This window comes from Burkholderia sp. KCJ3K979, assembly GCF_016759955.1.
GTDB classification, from domain to species: Bacteria; Pseudomonadota; Gammaproteobacteria; order Burkholderiales; family Burkholderiaceae; genus Burkholderia; species Burkholderia orbicola.
On the sequence record NZ_JACFYV010000043.1, the window covers coordinates 24,569 to 40,445 of the forward strand.

The 15,877-nt window shown below is 66.8% G+C and carries 16 protein-coding genes; 7 read left to right on the plus strand and 9 right to left on the minus strand.

Going from position 1 to position 15,877, the window contains the following annotated elements:
• Nucleotides 1–146 precede the first annotated feature (146 nt).
• Complete coding sequence (locus H3O04_RS12660) at nucleotides 147–752, plus strand: nitroreductase family protein (RefSeq protein WP_202587811.1); 606 nt, start codon at nucleotides 147–149, stop codon at nucleotides 750–752.
• 188 nt (nucleotides 753–940) lie between these two features.
• Nucleotides 941–2,191, plus strand: a complete 1,251-nt coding sequence (locus H3O04_RS12665; protein WP_006477071.1) for an Hsp70 family protein — start codon at nucleotides 941–943, stop codon at nucleotides 2,189–2,191.
• Nucleotides 2,192–2,294: 103 nt separating this feature from the next.
• Here the strand turns inward: H3O04_RS12665 and H3O04_RS12670 are convergent, their stop codons facing one another.
• Entirely contained in the window at nucleotides 2,295–2,498 is a 204-nt protein-coding gene (locus H3O04_RS12670) for a cold-shock protein (RefSeq protein ID WP_006477070.1), read from the minus strand.
• A gap of 419 nt (nucleotides 2,499–2,917) precedes the next feature.
• On the opposite strand from H3O04_RS12670, the gene H3O04_RS12675 reads away from it, so the two are divergent.
• Nucleotides 2,918–4,516 (plus strand): APC family permease, encoded by a 1,599-nt coding sequence (locus H3O04_RS12675; protein WP_011546550.1) that lies wholly within the window; start codon nucleotides 2,918–2,920, stop codon nucleotides 4,514–4,516.
• 111 nt (nucleotides 4,517–4,627) lie between these two features.
• Here the strand turns inward: H3O04_RS12675 and H3O04_RS12680 are convergent, their stop codons facing one another.
• The 7 genes from H3O04_RS12680 to H3O04_RS12710 all read right to left on the minus strand — a co-directional run bounded on the left by H3O04_RS12680 (nucleotide 4,628) and on the right by H3O04_RS12710 (nucleotide 10,733).
• Nucleotides 4,628–5,419 carry a DODA-type extradiol aromatic ring-opening family dioxygenase gene (locus tag H3O04_RS12680; protein ID WP_027805529.1) on the minus strand — a complete coding sequence of 264 codons (792 nt, stop codon included), beginning with the start codon at nucleotides 5,417–5,419 and terminating at the stop codon, nucleotides 4,628–4,630.
• A 199-nt stretch (nucleotides 5,420–5,618) separates the two neighbouring features.
• Nucleotides 5,619–6,215 (minus strand): UbiX family flavin prenyltransferase, encoded by a 597-nt coding sequence (locus tag H3O04_RS12685; RefSeq protein WP_006477067.1) that lies wholly within the window; start codon nucleotides 6,213–6,215, stop codon nucleotides 5,619–5,621.
• A gap of 23 nt (nucleotides 6,216–6,238) precedes the next feature.
• Entirely contained in the window at nucleotides 6,239–6,550 is a 312-nt protein-coding gene (grxD, locus tag H3O04_RS12690; protein ID WP_006477066.1) for a Grx4 family monothiol glutaredoxin, read from the minus strand.
• A gap of 67 nt (nucleotides 6,551–6,617) precedes the next feature.
• Nucleotides 6,618–7,460 (minus strand): peptide chain release factor N(5)-glutamine methyltransferase, encoded by an 843-nt coding sequence (gene prmC, locus H3O04_RS12695; protein ID WP_202587812.1) that lies wholly within the window; start codon nucleotides 7,458–7,460, stop codon nucleotides 6,618–6,620.
• 7 nt (nucleotides 7,461–7,467) lie between these two features.
• On the minus strand, nucleotides 7,468–8,550 hold the full coding sequence (gene prfA / locus H3O04_RS12700) for a peptide chain release factor 1 (RefSeq protein WP_200161293.1): 1,083 nt from the start codon (nucleotides 8,548–8,550) through the stop codon (nucleotides 7,468–7,470).
• 93 nt (nucleotides 8,551–8,643) lie between these two features.
• Nucleotides 8,644–9,942, minus strand: a complete 1,299-nt coding sequence (gene hemA / locus H3O04_RS12705; RefSeq protein WP_006477063.1) for a glutamyl-tRNA reductase — start codon at nucleotides 9,940–9,942, stop codon at nucleotides 8,644–8,646.
• 26 nt (nucleotides 9,943–9,968) lie between these two features.
• Nucleotides 9,969–10,733: a response regulator transcription factor gene (locus H3O04_RS12710; RefSeq protein WP_202587813.1), complete on the minus strand. Its 765-nt coding sequence runs from the start codon at nucleotides 10,731–10,733 to the stop codon at nucleotides 9,969–9,971.
• 171 nt (nucleotides 10,734–10,904) lie between these two features.
• On the opposite strand from H3O04_RS12710, the gene H3O04_RS12715 reads away from it, so the two are divergent.
• From H3O04_RS12715 to H3O04_RS12730, 4 genes are all read left to right on the plus strand, one after another.
• Nucleotides 10,905–11,159: a hypothetical protein gene (locus H3O04_RS12715; RefSeq protein WP_006477062.1), complete on the plus strand. Its 255-nt coding sequence runs from the start codon at nucleotides 10,905–10,907 to the stop codon at nucleotides 11,157–11,159.
• An 18-nt stretch (nucleotides 11,160–11,177) separates the two neighbouring features.
• Nucleotides 11,178–12,992 (plus strand): aminopeptidase P family protein, encoded by a 1,815-nt coding sequence (locus H3O04_RS12720; RefSeq protein WP_006477060.1) that lies wholly within the window; start codon nucleotides 11,178–11,180, stop codon nucleotides 12,990–12,992.
• 77 nt (nucleotides 12,993–13,069) lie between these two features.
• The gene (locus H3O04_RS12725; RefSeq protein ID WP_202587814.1) at nucleotides 13,070–13,621 is read left to right on the plus strand and encodes a cysteine hydrolase family protein; all 552 of its coding nucleotides are present in this window, start codon (nucleotides 13,070–13,072) and stop codon (nucleotides 13,619–13,621) included.
• Nucleotides 13,618–14,241 (plus strand): HAD family hydrolase, encoded by a 624-nt coding sequence (locus H3O04_RS12730; protein ID WP_202587815.1) that lies wholly within the window; start codon nucleotides 13,618–13,620, stop codon nucleotides 14,239–14,241. Before H3O04_RS12725 ends, H3O04_RS12730 begins: the two co-directional genes overlap by 4 nt.
• A gap of 141 nt (nucleotides 14,242–14,382) precedes the next feature.
• On the opposite strand, the gene ettA is transcribed toward H3O04_RS12730, so the two are convergent.
• A partial coding sequence (gene ettA, locus H3O04_RS12735; RefSeq protein ID WP_202587816.1) for an energy-dependent translational throttle protein EttA occupies nucleotides 14,383–15,877 on the minus strand: 1,495 nt, incomplete at its 5' end.

Here is a 15,877-nt window from a genome sequence, read left to right on the forward strand (position 1 = left end):
CCGGCCGGCCGCACACGCTGCGGCCGGCCATTGCACGCACGGAGATTTGCATAGCGCGGCAGGATCGGGCGCGCCGTCGCTCAAGCGGGTATGCTTGCGGTTTGCCGGGCGTTCGCGCCCCTTCATCGATGTCAGCGAGGAACCGCATGTCTGTCAAACCTGCTCCCACCACTGTTTCGATTCACGATCTGATCGCGGGCCGCTGGAGCCCGCGCGCGTATTCGGATGAAGCCGTCAGCGCCGGCGATCTTCACGCGGTGCTCGAAGCGGCACGCTGGGCCCCGTCCGCGTACAACGCGCAGCCGTGGCGTTTCATCGTATTCGATCGCACCCAGGATGAAGACGCGTTCAAACGCGTGTTCGCGACGCTGGTGCCGTTCAACCAGGGCTGGAATGCACCAGCGCCGGTGCTGATCGCGGTCACCGCGCACACGCTCACGCCGAAGGGCGAGCCGGCGCCGACCGCGCTGTACGACGCCGGCGCCGCCGCGATGTCGCTGGTGCTGCAGGCGCACGCGCTCGGCCTCGCCGCGCACCAGATGAGCGGGTTCGACGCGAAGGCGTTCCGCGACGCGTTCGAGATTCCGGCGGACGTCGCGATCGCGTCGATCATCTCGCTCGGCCACTACGGCAACGTCGACAAGCTCGATCCCGTGCTGCGCGATCGCGAAAAGGCGCCGCGCACGCGCCACGCGATCGGCGAAGTCGTCTACGCGGGTGCGTGGAAAAAGAGCTTCGACGCGGCAGCCTGACTCCGCAGGCGGGCAGGCTGCATCGCGCATCCTGTCCGCGCATGTTCCCGGTGCGCCATGCCGCGCGCCGTTGCCGCCGGCGCCCGTTGCGCGGCACCGGTGGCCGGCCCCGGTTGTGATCGCGCGGGCTTCATGTTAAAAAGCCCGTCCTTTCCGTTTTCGCGCCGGCCCTGCTGCGGCAATTTCCCATGACTTACTGCGCGATCGATTTCGGCACGTCCAATTCCGCCGTGGCGCTGCCCGACGGCGATGGCATGCGCCTCGCGCCCGTCGAGGGCGACCACCTGACGCTGCCCACCGCGATCTTCTTCAACAACGACGAAGAGACGGTCGAATACGGCCGGGCGGCGCTGGCTTCCTATATCGACGGTTTCGACGGCCGGCTGATGCGCTCGATGAAGAGCATCCTCGGCTCGCCGCTCGCGGAAACGACCACCGATCTCGGCGACGGCAGTGCGATCGCGTACACCGAAATCATCGCGCGCTTCCTGACGCACCTGAAACGCAAGGCCGAAGCGCGCGCAGGCGCGCCGATCGGCCGCGCGGTGCTCGGCCGGCCGGTGTTCTTCGTCGACGACGATCCGCGCGCCGACCGTCTCGCGCAGGATCAGCTCGAGGCGGCCGCGCGATCGGTCGGCTTCGCGGACGTTCACTTCCAGTACGAACCGATCGCCGCCGCGTTCGACTACGAGTCGCGCCAGCCGGCCGAGCGTCTGGTACTCGTCGCCGACATCGGCGGCGGCACGTCCGACTTCTCGCTGGTGCGCGTCGGGCCGGAACGGATGGCGCGCCTCGAGCGCAAGGACGACGTGCTGGCGCACCACGGCGTGCACGTCGCGGGCACCGACTACGACCGGCGGGTCGAGCTGGCGGCGATCCTGCCCGCATTCGGCTACCGTTCGCTCGACCCGGAAGGGCGCGAGCTGCCGAACAAGATCTATTTCGATCTCGCGACCTGGCACCTGATCAACACCGTCTACACGCCGAAGCGCGTCGGCGAGCTCAAGCTGATGAAGCACCTGTACCAGGACGTGCGGCAGTACGACCGGCTCACGAGCGTGGTCGAGCAGCGGCTCGGACACGCGCTGATGGCGCGCGCGGAAGAAGCGAAGATCGGCGTCGCGGCGGGCGGGGAGACGATGATCGACCTGAACGACGTGGAAGAGGATCTGCTGATCGCGTTCGACGCCGATCGTCTCGTCGACGCGAGTCGGGACGATACCGCGCGCATCGTCGATGCCGCACGCGAAACGGTGCGGCTCGCGGGCGTGGCGCCGCGCGATGTCGGGGCGCTGTATTTCACCGGCGGTTCGACGGGGCTCGCGTTCCTGTCGGGCGCGCTCGCCGGCGCGTTCCCGGATGCGCAGCCGGTGTTCGGCGATCGCCTCGCGAGTGTCGCGACGGGTCTCGGCATTCACGCGCAGCGATTGTTCGGCTGAATGGCGGGCGGCTGAAAGGTCGTCATGCCGGGCGGACGACCAACGCCCAAAAACAAAAAGCCCCGCCGAAGCGGGGCTTTTTTACACGAATGATCGCGCCAGCTTAGACCGGACGGATGTTCGCAGCTTGCAGACCCTTCGGGCCCGTCTTCACTTCGAATTCAACCTTCTGGTTTTCTTGCAGCGTCTTGAAGCCTTCGACGCGGATTTCCGAGAAGTGCGCGAACAGATCGTCGCCGCCGCCTTCCGGGGTGATGAAGCCGAAGCCCTTTGCGTCATTGAACCACTTGACGGTACCGGTTGCCATGTTACTTGTTCCTAAAAAGATAAAACGGGGCCGAAGCCCATGGGGTGCGGAAAATCAAGGAAGGGGTAATAGGACCAACCGGAGTACCGTTGATGGGCGAACTACGAAAGAACCAATTCACTCGCCACTTGAAATCCTGCGAAGTCCTTTATACGGCTAATCCGTCTGACGGTCAACCGTATTCCCATGCTCTCAGGGTTATTGCGGATATCCGGTTTACAAAGCTTGCAAGCGATGCGAATTTTTTGTAGGGGGCGATCGATTTTGGCGCCACGTTCGAGGTGCAACCGTTAAACTACGCGCCGCGTGGACGGGTTGCCCCGATCGGGTGACCCTCCCCCCAAGAATGCGTGCGCGGTGCTGTCCGAGCCGATCCCGGACTGCAGGCCGACCATGCTTTTTGAGACACAGGAGAGGATGTGAAGAGTTCTATTCAACGGAACATCGGCCCGTTTGCATTGATGCTGACGGGGCTGGGTTCGATTATCGGCTCGGGCTGGCTGTTCGGTGCCTGGAAAGCCGCGAAGATCGCCGGTCCGGCGGCGATCTGCGCCTGGATCATCGGCGCCGTCGTGATTCTGGCGATTGCGCTGACGTATGCGGAACTGGGCGCGATGTTCCCCGAGTCGGGCGGCATGGTGCGTTACGCGCGCTACTCGCACGGTTCGCTGGTGGGCTTCATCAGTGCATGGGCCAACTGGATCGCGATCGTATCCGTGATTCCGATCGAGGCCGAAGCGTCGATCCAGTACATGAGCACGTGGCCGTATCCGTGGGCGCACGCGTTGTTCGTGAACGGCGAATTGCAGACCCTCGGCCTGCTGTTGTCGGCCGTGCTGGTCGTCGTCTACTTCATGCTGAACTACTGGGGTGTGAAGGCCTTCGCGCGCGCGAACACCGCGATCACGATCTTCAAGTTCCTGATCCCCGGCCTCACGATCCTCGGCCTGATGCTGACGAGCTTCCACTCGGAGAACCTCGGCGTCGCATCGAATGCGAGCTTCGCGCCGTACGGCTGGTCGGCCGTGCTGACCGCGGTCGCGACGAGCGGCATCGTGTTCGCGTTCAACGGCTTCCAGAGCCCGGTGAACCTGGCCGGTGAAGCGCGCAATCCGTCGCGCAGCGTGCCGTTCGCGGTGATCACGTCGATCCTGCTGGCGCTCGTGATCTACGTGCTGCTGCAAATGGCCTATATCGGTTCGGTGAATCCGGCGGACGTCGCGAAGGGCTGGGCGCACTTCAACTTCTCGTCGCCGTTCGCGGAACTCGCGATCGCGCTGAACCTGAACTGGCTCGCGATCCTGCTGTACGTCGACGCGTTCATCAGCCCGAGCGGCACCGGTACGACCTACATGGCGACGACCACCCGCATGATCTACGCGATGGAGCGCAACAACACGATGCCGAAGATGTTCGGCAACGTGCATCCGATCTACGGCGTGCCGCGCCAGGCGATGTGGTTCAACCTGCTCGTGTCGTTCGTCTTCCTGTTCTTCTTCCGCGGCTGGAGCTCGCTCGCGGCGGTGATCTCGGTCGCGACGGTGATCTCGTACCTGACCGGCCCGATCAGCCTGATGGCGCTGCGCCGTTCGGCGACCGACATCGAGCGTCCGCTGTCGATTCCGCTGATGAAGCTGATCGCGCCGTTCGCGTTCGTGTGCGCCTCGCTCATCCTGTACTGGGCGAAGTGGCCGCTGACGGGCGAAATCATCCTGCTGATGATCGTCGCGCTGCCGGTGTATTTCTACTTCCAGGCGAAGTCGGGCTGGACCGGCTGGGGCGCTGACCTGAAGGCCGCATGGTGGCTGGTCGCGTACCTGCCGACGATGGCCGTGCTGTCGCTGATCGGCAGCAAGGAGTTCGGCGGTCATGGCTACCTGCCGTACGGCTGGGACATGCTGATCGTCGCGGCGATCTCGCTGGTGTTCTACTTCTGGGGCGTGAATACCGGTTACCGGACCCAGTATCTCGACGAGCGCGAGTCGCACGACGAGATCCTCGAAGGGATCGGTGCCTGACGCCTGACCTGCCGCCGGATTCGGCGGCGGCAGGATGCAGTGAAAAAAGCCCGCCCGGGCGTTGCTCGGGCGGGCTTTTTATTGGGCCGGCGGTGGCGCCGCCGGCCAGGCTCAGGCGCCGGCGCTCGCGAACACGTAGTTCGTCATCGCGAGCACGCGCTGATAGGTGCCGAGCGACTGGATGCCGAGTTGGTAGTCGTCGTCCGCCGCGCCGAGCGCCGTGAAGACCGGCAACAGATGTTCGTCGGTCGGATGCATCAGCGCCGCGTGCGGCGCCTGCCGGCGGTAGTCGAGCAGCGCGTCGACGTCGCGGGCGGCCAGTTTCGCTTCGAACCAGTCGGTGAATTCCGCGACGCGCGGGTCCGCATCCTCGGGCGCCGCGCCGAAATCGGCGGCGCGCAGGTTGTGCGTGATCTGGCCCGAGCCGATCACCATCACGCCTTCGTCACGCAGCGGCCGCAGCGCGCGGCCGAGCGCGAAGTGATGCGCGGCGTCCGCGCGCGGCTGGATCGACAGTTGCGCGACCGGCACGTCGGCTTCCGGAAACATCAGCAGCATTGGCACCCATGCGCCATGATCGAGGCCGTGTTCGGTCGTCGCTGTCGCGATGCCGGCCGCGTTCAGCAGCGTGGCCGCGCGCTCGGCGACGTCGGGCGCACCCGGCGCCGGATAGCGGATGTCGTACAGCGCCTGCGGGAAGCCGTAGAAGTCGTGAATCGTGTCCGGATGCGCGGCGACGCTCGCGACCGGTCGTTGCGTGCCCCAGTGCGCGGACAGCATCAGCACCGCGCGTGGGCGCGGCAACTCGGCGCCGAGGTGGGTGAACGCGCCGGACGGCAGCGCCGGGTCGATCGGCAGCGTCGGAGCGCCGTGGGACAGGTACAGCGAAGGCAAGCGGTTCATGGTGGTGACCTGCAAAAGGATTTGCCTGTGACTATAGGCGTGTACCGTGTATTGATAAATCGACGCTACGGAATTTGATTGAAGCTTGTTTGTTGATAATCGCGGCGAAGGCAGGCTTCCGGATGCCGGGTCGCATCAGAAGGCGTGAAATGGAGGGAGTTGCTGCGCGAATCGGTGGAGATCCGCGCAGAGGCGTGGCTTACTGCGCGTGGCGGATGCCGGGCCACGGCGTCGTGAGCGGCGCGCTGAGCGCGAACAGGTCGAGGACGCGCGTGACGGTCTGGTCGACGAGTTCCTCGATCGTCTTCGGCATCGCATAGAACGCGGGCAGCGGCGGGAAGACGATGCCGCCCATTTCGGTGACGGCGGTCATGTTGCGCAGATGCGCGAGGTTGAACGGCGTTTCGCGCACCATCAGCACAAGACGGCGCCGTTCCTTCAGCGTGACGTCGGCCGCGCGGGTGATCAGGTTGTCGGACAGTCCGTGCGCGACGCTCGCGAGCGTCTTCATCGAGCAGGGCGCGATCACCATGCCGTCGGTCGCGAACGAGCCCGACGCGATCGTCGCGCCGACGTCGCGCACCGAATGCACGACGTCCGCACGGCTTTCGACATCGGCCTTCGGCAGCTTCAGTTCATGCTGGATGTTGAGCCAACCGGCGTTCGAAATCAGCAGATGCGTTTCGACGCCGCCGGCGGCGCGCAGCAGATCGAGCAGCCGCACACCGTAGATCACGCCGGTGGCGCCGGTGATCGCAACGATCAGCCGGCGCGGCGGCGCGCTGGGAGATGCCATCGAAAGGGGGCGGGTGCCGCGTGTTACGCGGCGGCGAACAGTTGCTGCAGTTCGCCCGACTGGTACATCTCCATCATGATGTCCGAGCCGCCGATGAATTCGCCCTTCACGTACAGCTGCGGGATGGTCGGCCAGTTCGAGAAGGCCTTGATGCCCTGGCGGATTTCGTCGTCCTCGAGCACGTTGACCGTCTTGAACTGGTCGACGCCGCAGGCCTTCAGCACCTGCACGGCGCGGCCCGAGAAGCCGCACATCGGGAATTGCGCGTTGCCCTTCATGAAGAGCACGACCTGGTTTTCGTCGACGATTTGCTTGATACGTTGTTGGGTGTCCATGACTGACCTTGCGTTTGCGGGGCGTTAGATCGAAATGATAGCGGATTTCAACCGGGCGGGCCGGGCATCAGCCCGGCAGGCGGCCGCCGGTCGTGCGTTCGATGGCGGCGAGATCGGCGAGCGATTCGACCGCGACGAAGCCGTGCGACGCCAGTATCGCGCGGACGGCTTCGGCCTGGTCGTAGCCGTGCTCGATCCACAGCGTGCCGCCCGGTTTCAGATAGGCGCCGGCGCCCGCGACGATCGCGCGGATCGCGCTGAGGCCATCGGCGCCGTCGGTGAGCGCGCCGCGCGGCTCGAAACGCAGATCGCCTTGCGCGAGGTGCGGATCGTGCTGCGCGATGTACGGCGGGTTGCTGACGATCGCGTCGAACCCGAGCTCGGGATCGAGCGCCGCGTACCAGTCGCTCTGCAGCCAGTGCAGCGGGCCGCCGGGGCGGTGCGCGTCGAGCAGCTTGTCGGCGTTGCGTTGCGCGACCGCGAGCGCGGCCGGCGAACGATCGAGCGCCCAGACGCGTGCATCGGGGCGCTCGGCCGCGATCGACACGGCGATCGCGCCGCTGCCGGTGCCGAGATCGAGCACGGCTGCGTGCGGCAGCCCGTCGATCGCATCGAGCGCGGCTTCGACCAGCAGTTCGGTCTCGGGGCGCGGGATCAGCACGTCGGGCGTCACGTCGAACGGGCGGCCGAAGAACTCGCGCATGCCCACCAGTTGCGCGACGGGCTCGCCGGCGACGCGGCGCGCTTCGAGCGCGCGGTAGCGTTCGACCGCGGCGTCATCGAGCGGCGCGTCGCCGCGCGTGATCAGTTGCGTGCGGGTCCAGCCGAGCGCGTGCGCGAGCAGCACGCGTGCATCGACCGGGTCGAGCGGCGAGGCGCGCAGCAGGGCGTCGGCGGTGGTCTCGGACATCGCGGCCTCAGTCGGCTTCGCCGAGCGACGCGAGCAACTCGGCCTGGTGCTCGGTGACGAGCGCGCCGATCAGTTCGTCGAGATCGCCGTCCATGATCGCCTCGAGCCGGTACAGCGTCAGGTTGATCCGGTGGTCGGTCATCCGGCCCTGCGGGAAGTTGTACGTGCGGATGCGCTCCGAGCGGTCGCCGGAGCCGATCAGGCTCTTGCGCGTCGCGGCTTCCTTCGCATGCTGCTCGTGATACTGCTTGTCCTTGATGCGCGCGGCGAGCACCTTCAGCGCGCGATCCTTGTTCTTGTGCTGCGAGCGGTCGTCCTGGCATTCGACGACGATCCCGGTCGGGATGTGCGTGACGCGCACCGCCGAATCGGTCTTGTTGATGTGCTGCCCGCCCGCGCCGGACGCGCGGAACGTGTCGATCCGCAGGTCGGCCGGATTGATCTCGACCTCGCCGATCTCGTCGGCTTCCGGCATCACTGCGACCGTGCACGCGGACGTATGGATGCGCCCCTGCGTCTCGGTGGCCGGCACGCGCTGCACGCGATGGCCGCCCGATTCGAACTTCAGGCGCGAATACGCACCCTGGCCCGCGATCCGCACGATCACTTCCTTGTAGCCGCCGAGATCCGACGCGCTCTCCGACATCATTTCGACTTGCCAGCGGTGGCGTTCCGCGAAGCGCAGGTACATGCGCAGCAGGTCGCCCGCGAACAGCGCCGATTCGTCGCCGCCCGTGCCCGCGCGGATTTCGAGGAAGATGTTGCGGTCGTCGTTCGGGTCCTTCGGCAGCAGCATCTTCTGCAGCTCGGTCTCGAGGCGCGCCATGCCCTCGCGCGCGCTGCGGATTTCGTCTTCCGCGAAATCGCGCATCGACGGATCGGCCAGCAGCTCCTGCGCGGCCGTTTCGTCGCTGCGCGACTGGCGCCATAATGCGTATTGCTCGACGACCGGGCCGAGTTCCGCATGTTCGCGCGTCAGCTTGCGGTACTGGTCGAGGTCGGCCGTGACGTTTTCGCGGCTCAGCAGGTCGTTCAGTTCGGCCAGCCGTGTGGACAGCTGGTCGAGCTTGCGTTGCATGCTCGTCTTCATGGTGTGGAGCGGCGCTCCCGGGCAAGGGGTATTCGGAAAGGATAGGCCGGCGGCAGGACAATGCGCGGCCGGCGGCAGGGCGACCGGGCGGCGCTAGTGGCCGGACTGGTCGTTCGAGCGCGGCGCGTGCTGGTAGAAGCCGCGCATCAGGTCGATCAGCGAATCGCGATCGGCGCCGTTGACGCGGTTGAGCGCGCTCGTCGGGCCGTGGATCAGCTTGTTGGTCAGCGCCTGCGACAGCGCTTCGAGCACGGCGGCCGGATCGTCACCGCGCGCGAGCAGCTTCTGCGCCTTTTCGACTTCGGCCCGGCGCAATGCGTCGGCCTGCGTATGCATGTGACGGATCACCGGCACGACGCTGCGCGTGTCGAGCCATTGCATGAAATTCTGCACGCGGGTTTCGATGATCGCCTCGGCCTGGGCAACCGCGGCCTGGCGCGATGCGTTGCCTTCGCGCACGATCGCGCCGAGATCGTCGACGGTGTACAGGAACACGTCCTTCAGCTTGCCGACTTCGGGCTCGATGTCGCGCGGCACCGCGAGGTCGACCATGAAGATCGGCCGGTGGCGGCGCGCCTTCACCGCGCGCTCGACCGCGCCGAGACCGATGATCGGCAGCGTCGACGCGGTGCACGACACGATGATGTCGAATTCGTGCATGCGGGTGGGCAGGTCGGCCAGCGGCATCGCGCGGCCGTTGAAGCGTTCGGCGAGCCGCTGGCCGCGTTCGGCCGTGCGGTTCGCGACGACGAGCTCGCGCGGGCCTTGCGCGGCGAAGTGCGTCGCGCACAGCTCGATCATTTCGCCCGCGCCGATGAACAGCACGCGCTGATCCGACACCTTTTCGAAGATCCGCTGCGCGAGGCGCACCGCGGCGGCGGCCATCGACACCGACTGCGTGCCGATTTCGGTCGTGCCGCGCACTTCCTTCGCCACCGCGAACGTGCGCTGGAACAGTTGGTTCAGATAAGTGCCGAGCGCGCCCGCTTCGGTCGCGGTGCGAACGGCATCCTTCATCTGGCCCAGAATCTGGGTTTCGCCGAGCACCATCGAATCGAGGCCGGACGCGACGCGAAACGCGTGCCGGACCGCTTCCGACTGCGGCAGCGCATAGACGTGCGGCGCGAGTTCGTCGACCGGAATCCGGTGATATTCCGACAGCCAGCGGACCGCGCCTTCACGGGCAGCGCGATCGTCGGTCGCGCAATACAGCTCGGTGCGGTTGCAGGTGGAGAGGATCGCCGCTTCGGGCGTATTGGGCGCCTGCGGGCCGAGAAACACGTTCTTGAACGTGACGAGAGCCGGCTTGATTTGCTCGAGCGGAAACGCCACGCGTTCGCGCAGGGCGACAGGCGCAGTGTGGTGGTTGATTCCGATCGTGAGGAGTTGCATATCGAGGGCTATCGTTTAGCCCCATATTATAGCGTTTCAGCGATTTCCTCACTCGCGGCATACCGGGCATCGGCGTGGCGGGGTCGCGAATTTGGGGGCTCGATCGGTACGCGGCCGAGCTGGTAGCCGAAGCCGTAGAGCGGCAACAGCCGGTAGCCGCGCTCCGGAAGCAGCTGCAATTTGCTGCGCAGCCGGGACGCGTGCGTGTCGAGCGTGCGCGACTTCATGTCACGGCGGCGCGCCCATACCGTTTCGAGGATATGGGCGCGCGACACGGGCCGCGACAGGTTCGTGAACGGCAACTGTGCGAAACGGAACTCCTTCGGCGTGAGTGAAACGATTGCGTCGCCGAAACGGACGAGGCAATGCGTGGCGTCGAACGTGTATTCGCCATACATTTCGCGCGAGCGGGTGGGCGGCCGCCGGACGCCGGCGCGCCGGCTCAGCGCATTGACGCGCGCGAGCAGCTCGGGCCCGCTCACGGGCCGCACGAGACAATCGTCGGCGCCCGCGTGCAGGCACGAGACGATTTCGCTTTCGCGCGCCGACTGCATCACGACGATGGCGGGCAACCCGGGCAGGACCGCCTGCGCGCGCGGAATGACTTCCTGCGCCGGCTGGTCGCCGGCCCAGTGGCCGGTGACCAGCATGTCGCAGGTGTTGTCGGCGGCGAGCCACTCGAAGAATGCGGCGCCGGACGGAAATGCGTGGCACACGTGACCGCCCGCGAAGAGCAGGCGGTTCAGGAGTGCGGTATGACGCGACTCCGGATCGATCAGAGCGATTCGCATGAGAATTTCTTCAATATGGCAGCCGGTGTGCGCTTGCCATAACGTCGAGTCGGCCCCTACACTCGAATGTTCGCGGCGCCCGGCTGGTCTCGGGTTCGATGGATGAATCGATGCTAGCCGCTGGTAACGTTCACGCCTATGGGACGAATCTGAATTTATAGAAGGCGTCGAATGAACTGGTTTGGAATCCTTGTCCTGGGAGCGGCCGTCGGGCTGTTCGGCCGCTGGCTGCATCCGATGCGGCGCACGGGCCGGCCCGCGTGGTGGATCGCGGTGCTCGTCGGCATCGTGGGCGCGGCCGCCGCCCGCATGGTCGGCAATCTCTCGGGACTGTTTTACGATGGCGAGACGCTCGAATGGCCGGTCTGCACCGGCGTCGCGTTCCTCGCCGTAGCCGTGACGGTCGCGCTGTCGGCCCGTCGCTGAATGCTCTCAGGTGAAATCATGAATGCCCGTCTCCCCGAAGTCTCGCCGGTGCCGGCCCGTCTCGCGCTGTTGCGCGACGCCATGGTCCGCGAGAACCTGGCCGCTTATCTCGTGCCGTCCGCCGATCCTCATCTGTCCGAATACCTGCCCGAACGCTGGCAGGCGCGCCGCTGGCTGTCCGGCTTCACGGGCTCGGTCGGCACGCTGGTCGTGACCGCGGATTTCGCGGGGTTGTGGGTCGACAGCCGCTACTGGGTGCAGGCCGACGCCGAGCTGGCGGGCACGGGCGTGCAGCTGATGAAGATGACGGGCGGGCAGCAAAGCGCACCGCACGTCGACTGGCTCGCACAGAACGTGGCGGCCGGCGCGACGGTCGGGGTCGACGGCGCGGTGCTCGGCGTCGCGGCCGCGCGCGGGCTGACGGCCGCGCTGAGCGCGCGCGGCATCGCGCTGCGTACCGACGTCGACCTGCTCGACGCGATCTGGCCCGAGCGGCCGGGGCTGCCCGGCGACGCGGTGTTCGAGCACGTGGCGCCGCAGGCCGACACGACGCGCGCGAGCAAGCTGGCCGAGGTGCGCCGCGCGATGCACGCGCACGGCGCGCAGTGGCATTTCGTGTCGACGCTCGACGATCTCGCATGGCTGTTCAACCTGCGTGGCGCCGACGTCAACTTCAATCCAGTGTTCGTTGCGCACGCAATGATCGGCGCCGAGCGCGCGACGCTGTTCGTCGCCGACGGCAAGGTGCCGCCTGCGCTGGCCGCGTCGCTCGCACAGGATGGCGTCGACGTCCGCGCCTACGACGCCGCGCGCGCGTCGCTCGCGGCGCTGCCCGACGGCGCGACGCTGCTGATCGACCCGCGCCGCGTGACGTTCGGCACGCTCGAGGCCGTGCCGGCCGGCGTGAAGCTCGTCGAGGCCGTGAATCCGTCGACGTTCGCGAAGTCGCGCAAGACGTCCGCCGAGATCGAGCACGTGCGCGTGACGATGGAGCACGACGGCGCCGCGCTCGCGGAATTCTTCGCGTGGTTCGAACAGGCGGTGAACCGCGAGACGATCACCGAGCTGACGATCGAGGAAAAGCTCACGGCCGCGCGCGCCCGACGCCCCGGCTACGTGTCGGCGAGCTTCGCGACGATCGCCGGCTTCAACGCGAACGGCGCGATGCCGCACTACCACGCGACGCGCGAGTCGCACGCGACGATCGCCGGCGACGGCCTGCTGCTGATCGATTCGGGCGGCCAGTACATGACGGGCACGACCGACATCACGCGCGTCGTACCGGTCGGCACCGTGAGCGACCTGCAGCGGCGCGATTTCACGATCGTGCTGAAGTCGATGATGGCGCTGTCGCGCGCCCGTTTCCCGCGCGGCATCCGCTCGCCGATGCTCGACGCGATCGCGCGTGCGCCGATGTGGGCGGCCGGGCTCGACTACGGCCACGGCACCGGGCATGGCGTCGGTTACTTCCTGAACGTGCATGAGGGCCCGCAGGTCATTTCGCACTACGCGCCGGCCGAGCCGTACACGGCGATGGAAGAGGGGATGATCACGTCGATCGAGCCGGGCGTGTACCGTCCGGGCCAGTGGGGCATCCGGATCGAGAACCTGGTCGTGAACCGTGCGGCCGGGAAGACGGAATTCGGCGACTTCCTCGCGTTCGAGACGCTGACGCTGTGCCCGATCGACACGCGCTGCGTGCTGATCGAGATGCTGCACGACGAAGAGCGCGCGTGGCTGAACACGTATCACGCGACGGTGCGCGAGCGCGTCGGCCGGCATGTGAGCGGCGACGCGAAGGCGTGGCTCGACGCGCGCACGCAGCCGATCTGACGCAACGCATGGTAACGGCCGGATAGCGATCCGGTAACGATCGAACGACGGCCGGCCGATAACAGCGAGGGCAAGCAATGGCAGACACCGCGGTGATCGTGGTCGACATGCAGCGCGGGCTGGTGGAGCGGGCGCAGCCCGCGTACCGGCTCGACGACGTGGTGTCGGGCATCAACCGGTTGACGGCGGCGGCGCGTGCGGCGAACGCGCCGGTGTGCTTCGTGCAGCACGACGGCGACGCGGACGACGACGTCGTGCCCGGCACGCCGGGCTGGGAACTGCATGCGGGGCTGGTCGTCGGTCGAGACGACTGGCGCGTGCGCAAGCAGGCGAGCGATTCGTTTCACGACACGCCGCTCGCGGCGCAGCTCGATCGCCACGGTATCCGCTCGGTGCTGATCTGCGGCTATGCGACCGAGTTTTGCGTCGATTCGGCCGCGCGCCGTGCCGCGCTGCTCGGCTACCGGACGACCGTCGTGTCCGACCTGCACACGACGAACGAGCGCGCCCACCTGTCGGCGGCGCAGATCGTCGCGCACCATCACTTCATCTGGAACAACAATTCGCTGTCGGGCAACGCGGTGACGCCGCGTTCGCTCGCGGACGGGCTCGCTACGGAGTTCGCATGACGATCAAGGCAGTGGTGTTCGATTTCGGCGGGGTGCTGATCGACTGGAGCCCCGAGTACCTTTACCGCGAACTGATTCCCGACGCCGCCGAGCGTCGCTGGTTCCTCACGCACGTGTGCGCGATGGACTGGGTCATCCGCCAGGACGGCGGGCAGACGATCGAGGAAGGCACGGCCGAACTCGTCGCGAAGTTTCCGGAGCACGAAGCGCTGATCCGCGCGTTCTATGCGCGCTGGCACGAGATGATCGGCGGCGTGCTCGACGAGGGCGCGGCGCTCGTCGACCGGCTGGAAGCGCAGGGGATGCCGCTGTTCGGGCTGACGAACTGGTCCGCGCAGACGTTTCCATATGCCTGGGACAACTTCCCGGTGCTGCGCCGGTTCAAGGACATCGTCGTGTCGGGCCGTGTGAAGCTCGTGAAACCCGATCCGGCGATCTACCGCGAGATGCATGCGCGGATCGAGCCGCACCTGCCCGGCATCGCGCCGCACGAGCTCGTGTTCATCGACGACAACGTGCACAACGCGGCGGCCGCGACGGCGCTCGGCTGGCACGGCATTCATCATACGAGCGCGGCGGCGACCGAAGCGCGGCTGCGCGAACTGGGCGCGCTGGTGTAAGCGGCGGGGCGAGCGCCAGGCGAAAAAAGAGCGGGCCATGGGCCCGCTTTTTCGTTGTGCCGTTCCGGATGCGGCCCCCTTCGATCACCTTTGGCGTCCAGCCCCGCGTGAGCGCGAGGCCGGGCGCCCGGGCCGCACCGGTCAGCGGCTGATCGGCTTGTAGCGCAGACGCTTCGGCTTCGCGGCTTCCTCGCCGAGGCGCGCACGCTTGTCGGCTTCGTACTCCTGGTAGTTGCCGTCGAAGAACGTGACCTGCGAATCGCCTTCGAACGCGAGGATGTGCGTTGCGATCCGGTCGAGGAACCAGCGATCGTGCGAGATCACCATCACCGAGCCCGCGAATTCGAGCAGCGCGTCTTCCAGCGCGCGCAGCGTTTCGACGTCGAGGTCGTTCGACGGTTCGTCCAGCAGCAGCACGTTGCCGCCGGAGATCAGCGTCTTCGCGAGATGCAGGCGGCCGCGTTCGCCGCCGGACAGGTTGCCGACGATCTTCTGCTGGTCGCCGCCCTTGAAGTTGAAGCGGCCGATGTACGCGCGCGACGGCGTTTCGTACTTGCCGACCGTCAGCACGTCGGCGCCGCCCGAGATTTCCTCGAACACCGTCTTCGAACCGTCGAGCGCGTCGCGGCTCTGGTCGACGTACGCGAGCTTCACCGTCGGGCCCATCACGACTTCGCCCGAATCCGGCTGTTCCTTGCCGGTCAGCATCTTGAACAGCGTCGACTTGCCGGCGCCGTTCGGACCGATGATGCCGACGATCGCGCCGGCCGGGATCTTGAAGCTCAGGTTGTCGATCAGCAGGCGGTCGCCGAACGACTTGCTGACGTTCTTGAACTCGATCACTTCGTTGCCGAGGCGTTCGCCGGCCGGAATGAAGATTTCCTGCGTTTCGTTGCGCTTCTGGTATTCCTGGCTGCTCAGTTCCTCGAAGCGGGCGATACGCGCCTTCGACTTCGCCTGGCGGCCCTTCGGGTTCTGACGCACCCACTCCAGTTCCTTCTTGATCGCCTTCTGGCGTGCCGATTCCGACGCTTCTTCCTGCTTCAGGCGCTCTTCCTTCTGGTCGAGCCAGCTGCTGTAGTTGCCCTTCCACGGAATGCCGTGGCCGCGGTCGAGTTCGAGAATCCACTCGGCCGCGTTGTCGAGGAAGTAGCGATCGTGGGTGACCGCGACCACGGTGCCCGGGAAGCGCACCAGGAACTGCTCGAGCCAGTCGACCGATTCGGCGTCGAGGTGGTTGGTCGGTTCGTCGAGCAGCAGCATGTCGGGCTTTTCGAGCAGCAGCTTGCACAGGGCGACGCGGCGCTTTTCACCGCCCGACAGGTGCTCGATCTTCGCGTCCCACGGCGGCAGGCGCAGCGCGTCGGCGGCCACTTCGAGCTGCTGCTCGGGGCTGCCGCCGTCGCTCGACGCGAGAATCGCCTCGTACTTCGCCTGCTCGGCCGCGAGCGCGTCGAAGTCGGCGTCCGGCTCGGCGTACGCCGCGTAGATTTCTTCCAGCTTCTTGTTCGCCTGGAACAGGTCGCCGAGGCCTTCCTCGACGGCTTCGCGCACGGTCTTCGTCGGGTCGAGCTGCGGTTCCTGCGGCAGGTAGCCGATGTTCAGGTTCGGCATCGGCGTGGCTTCGCCTTCGATG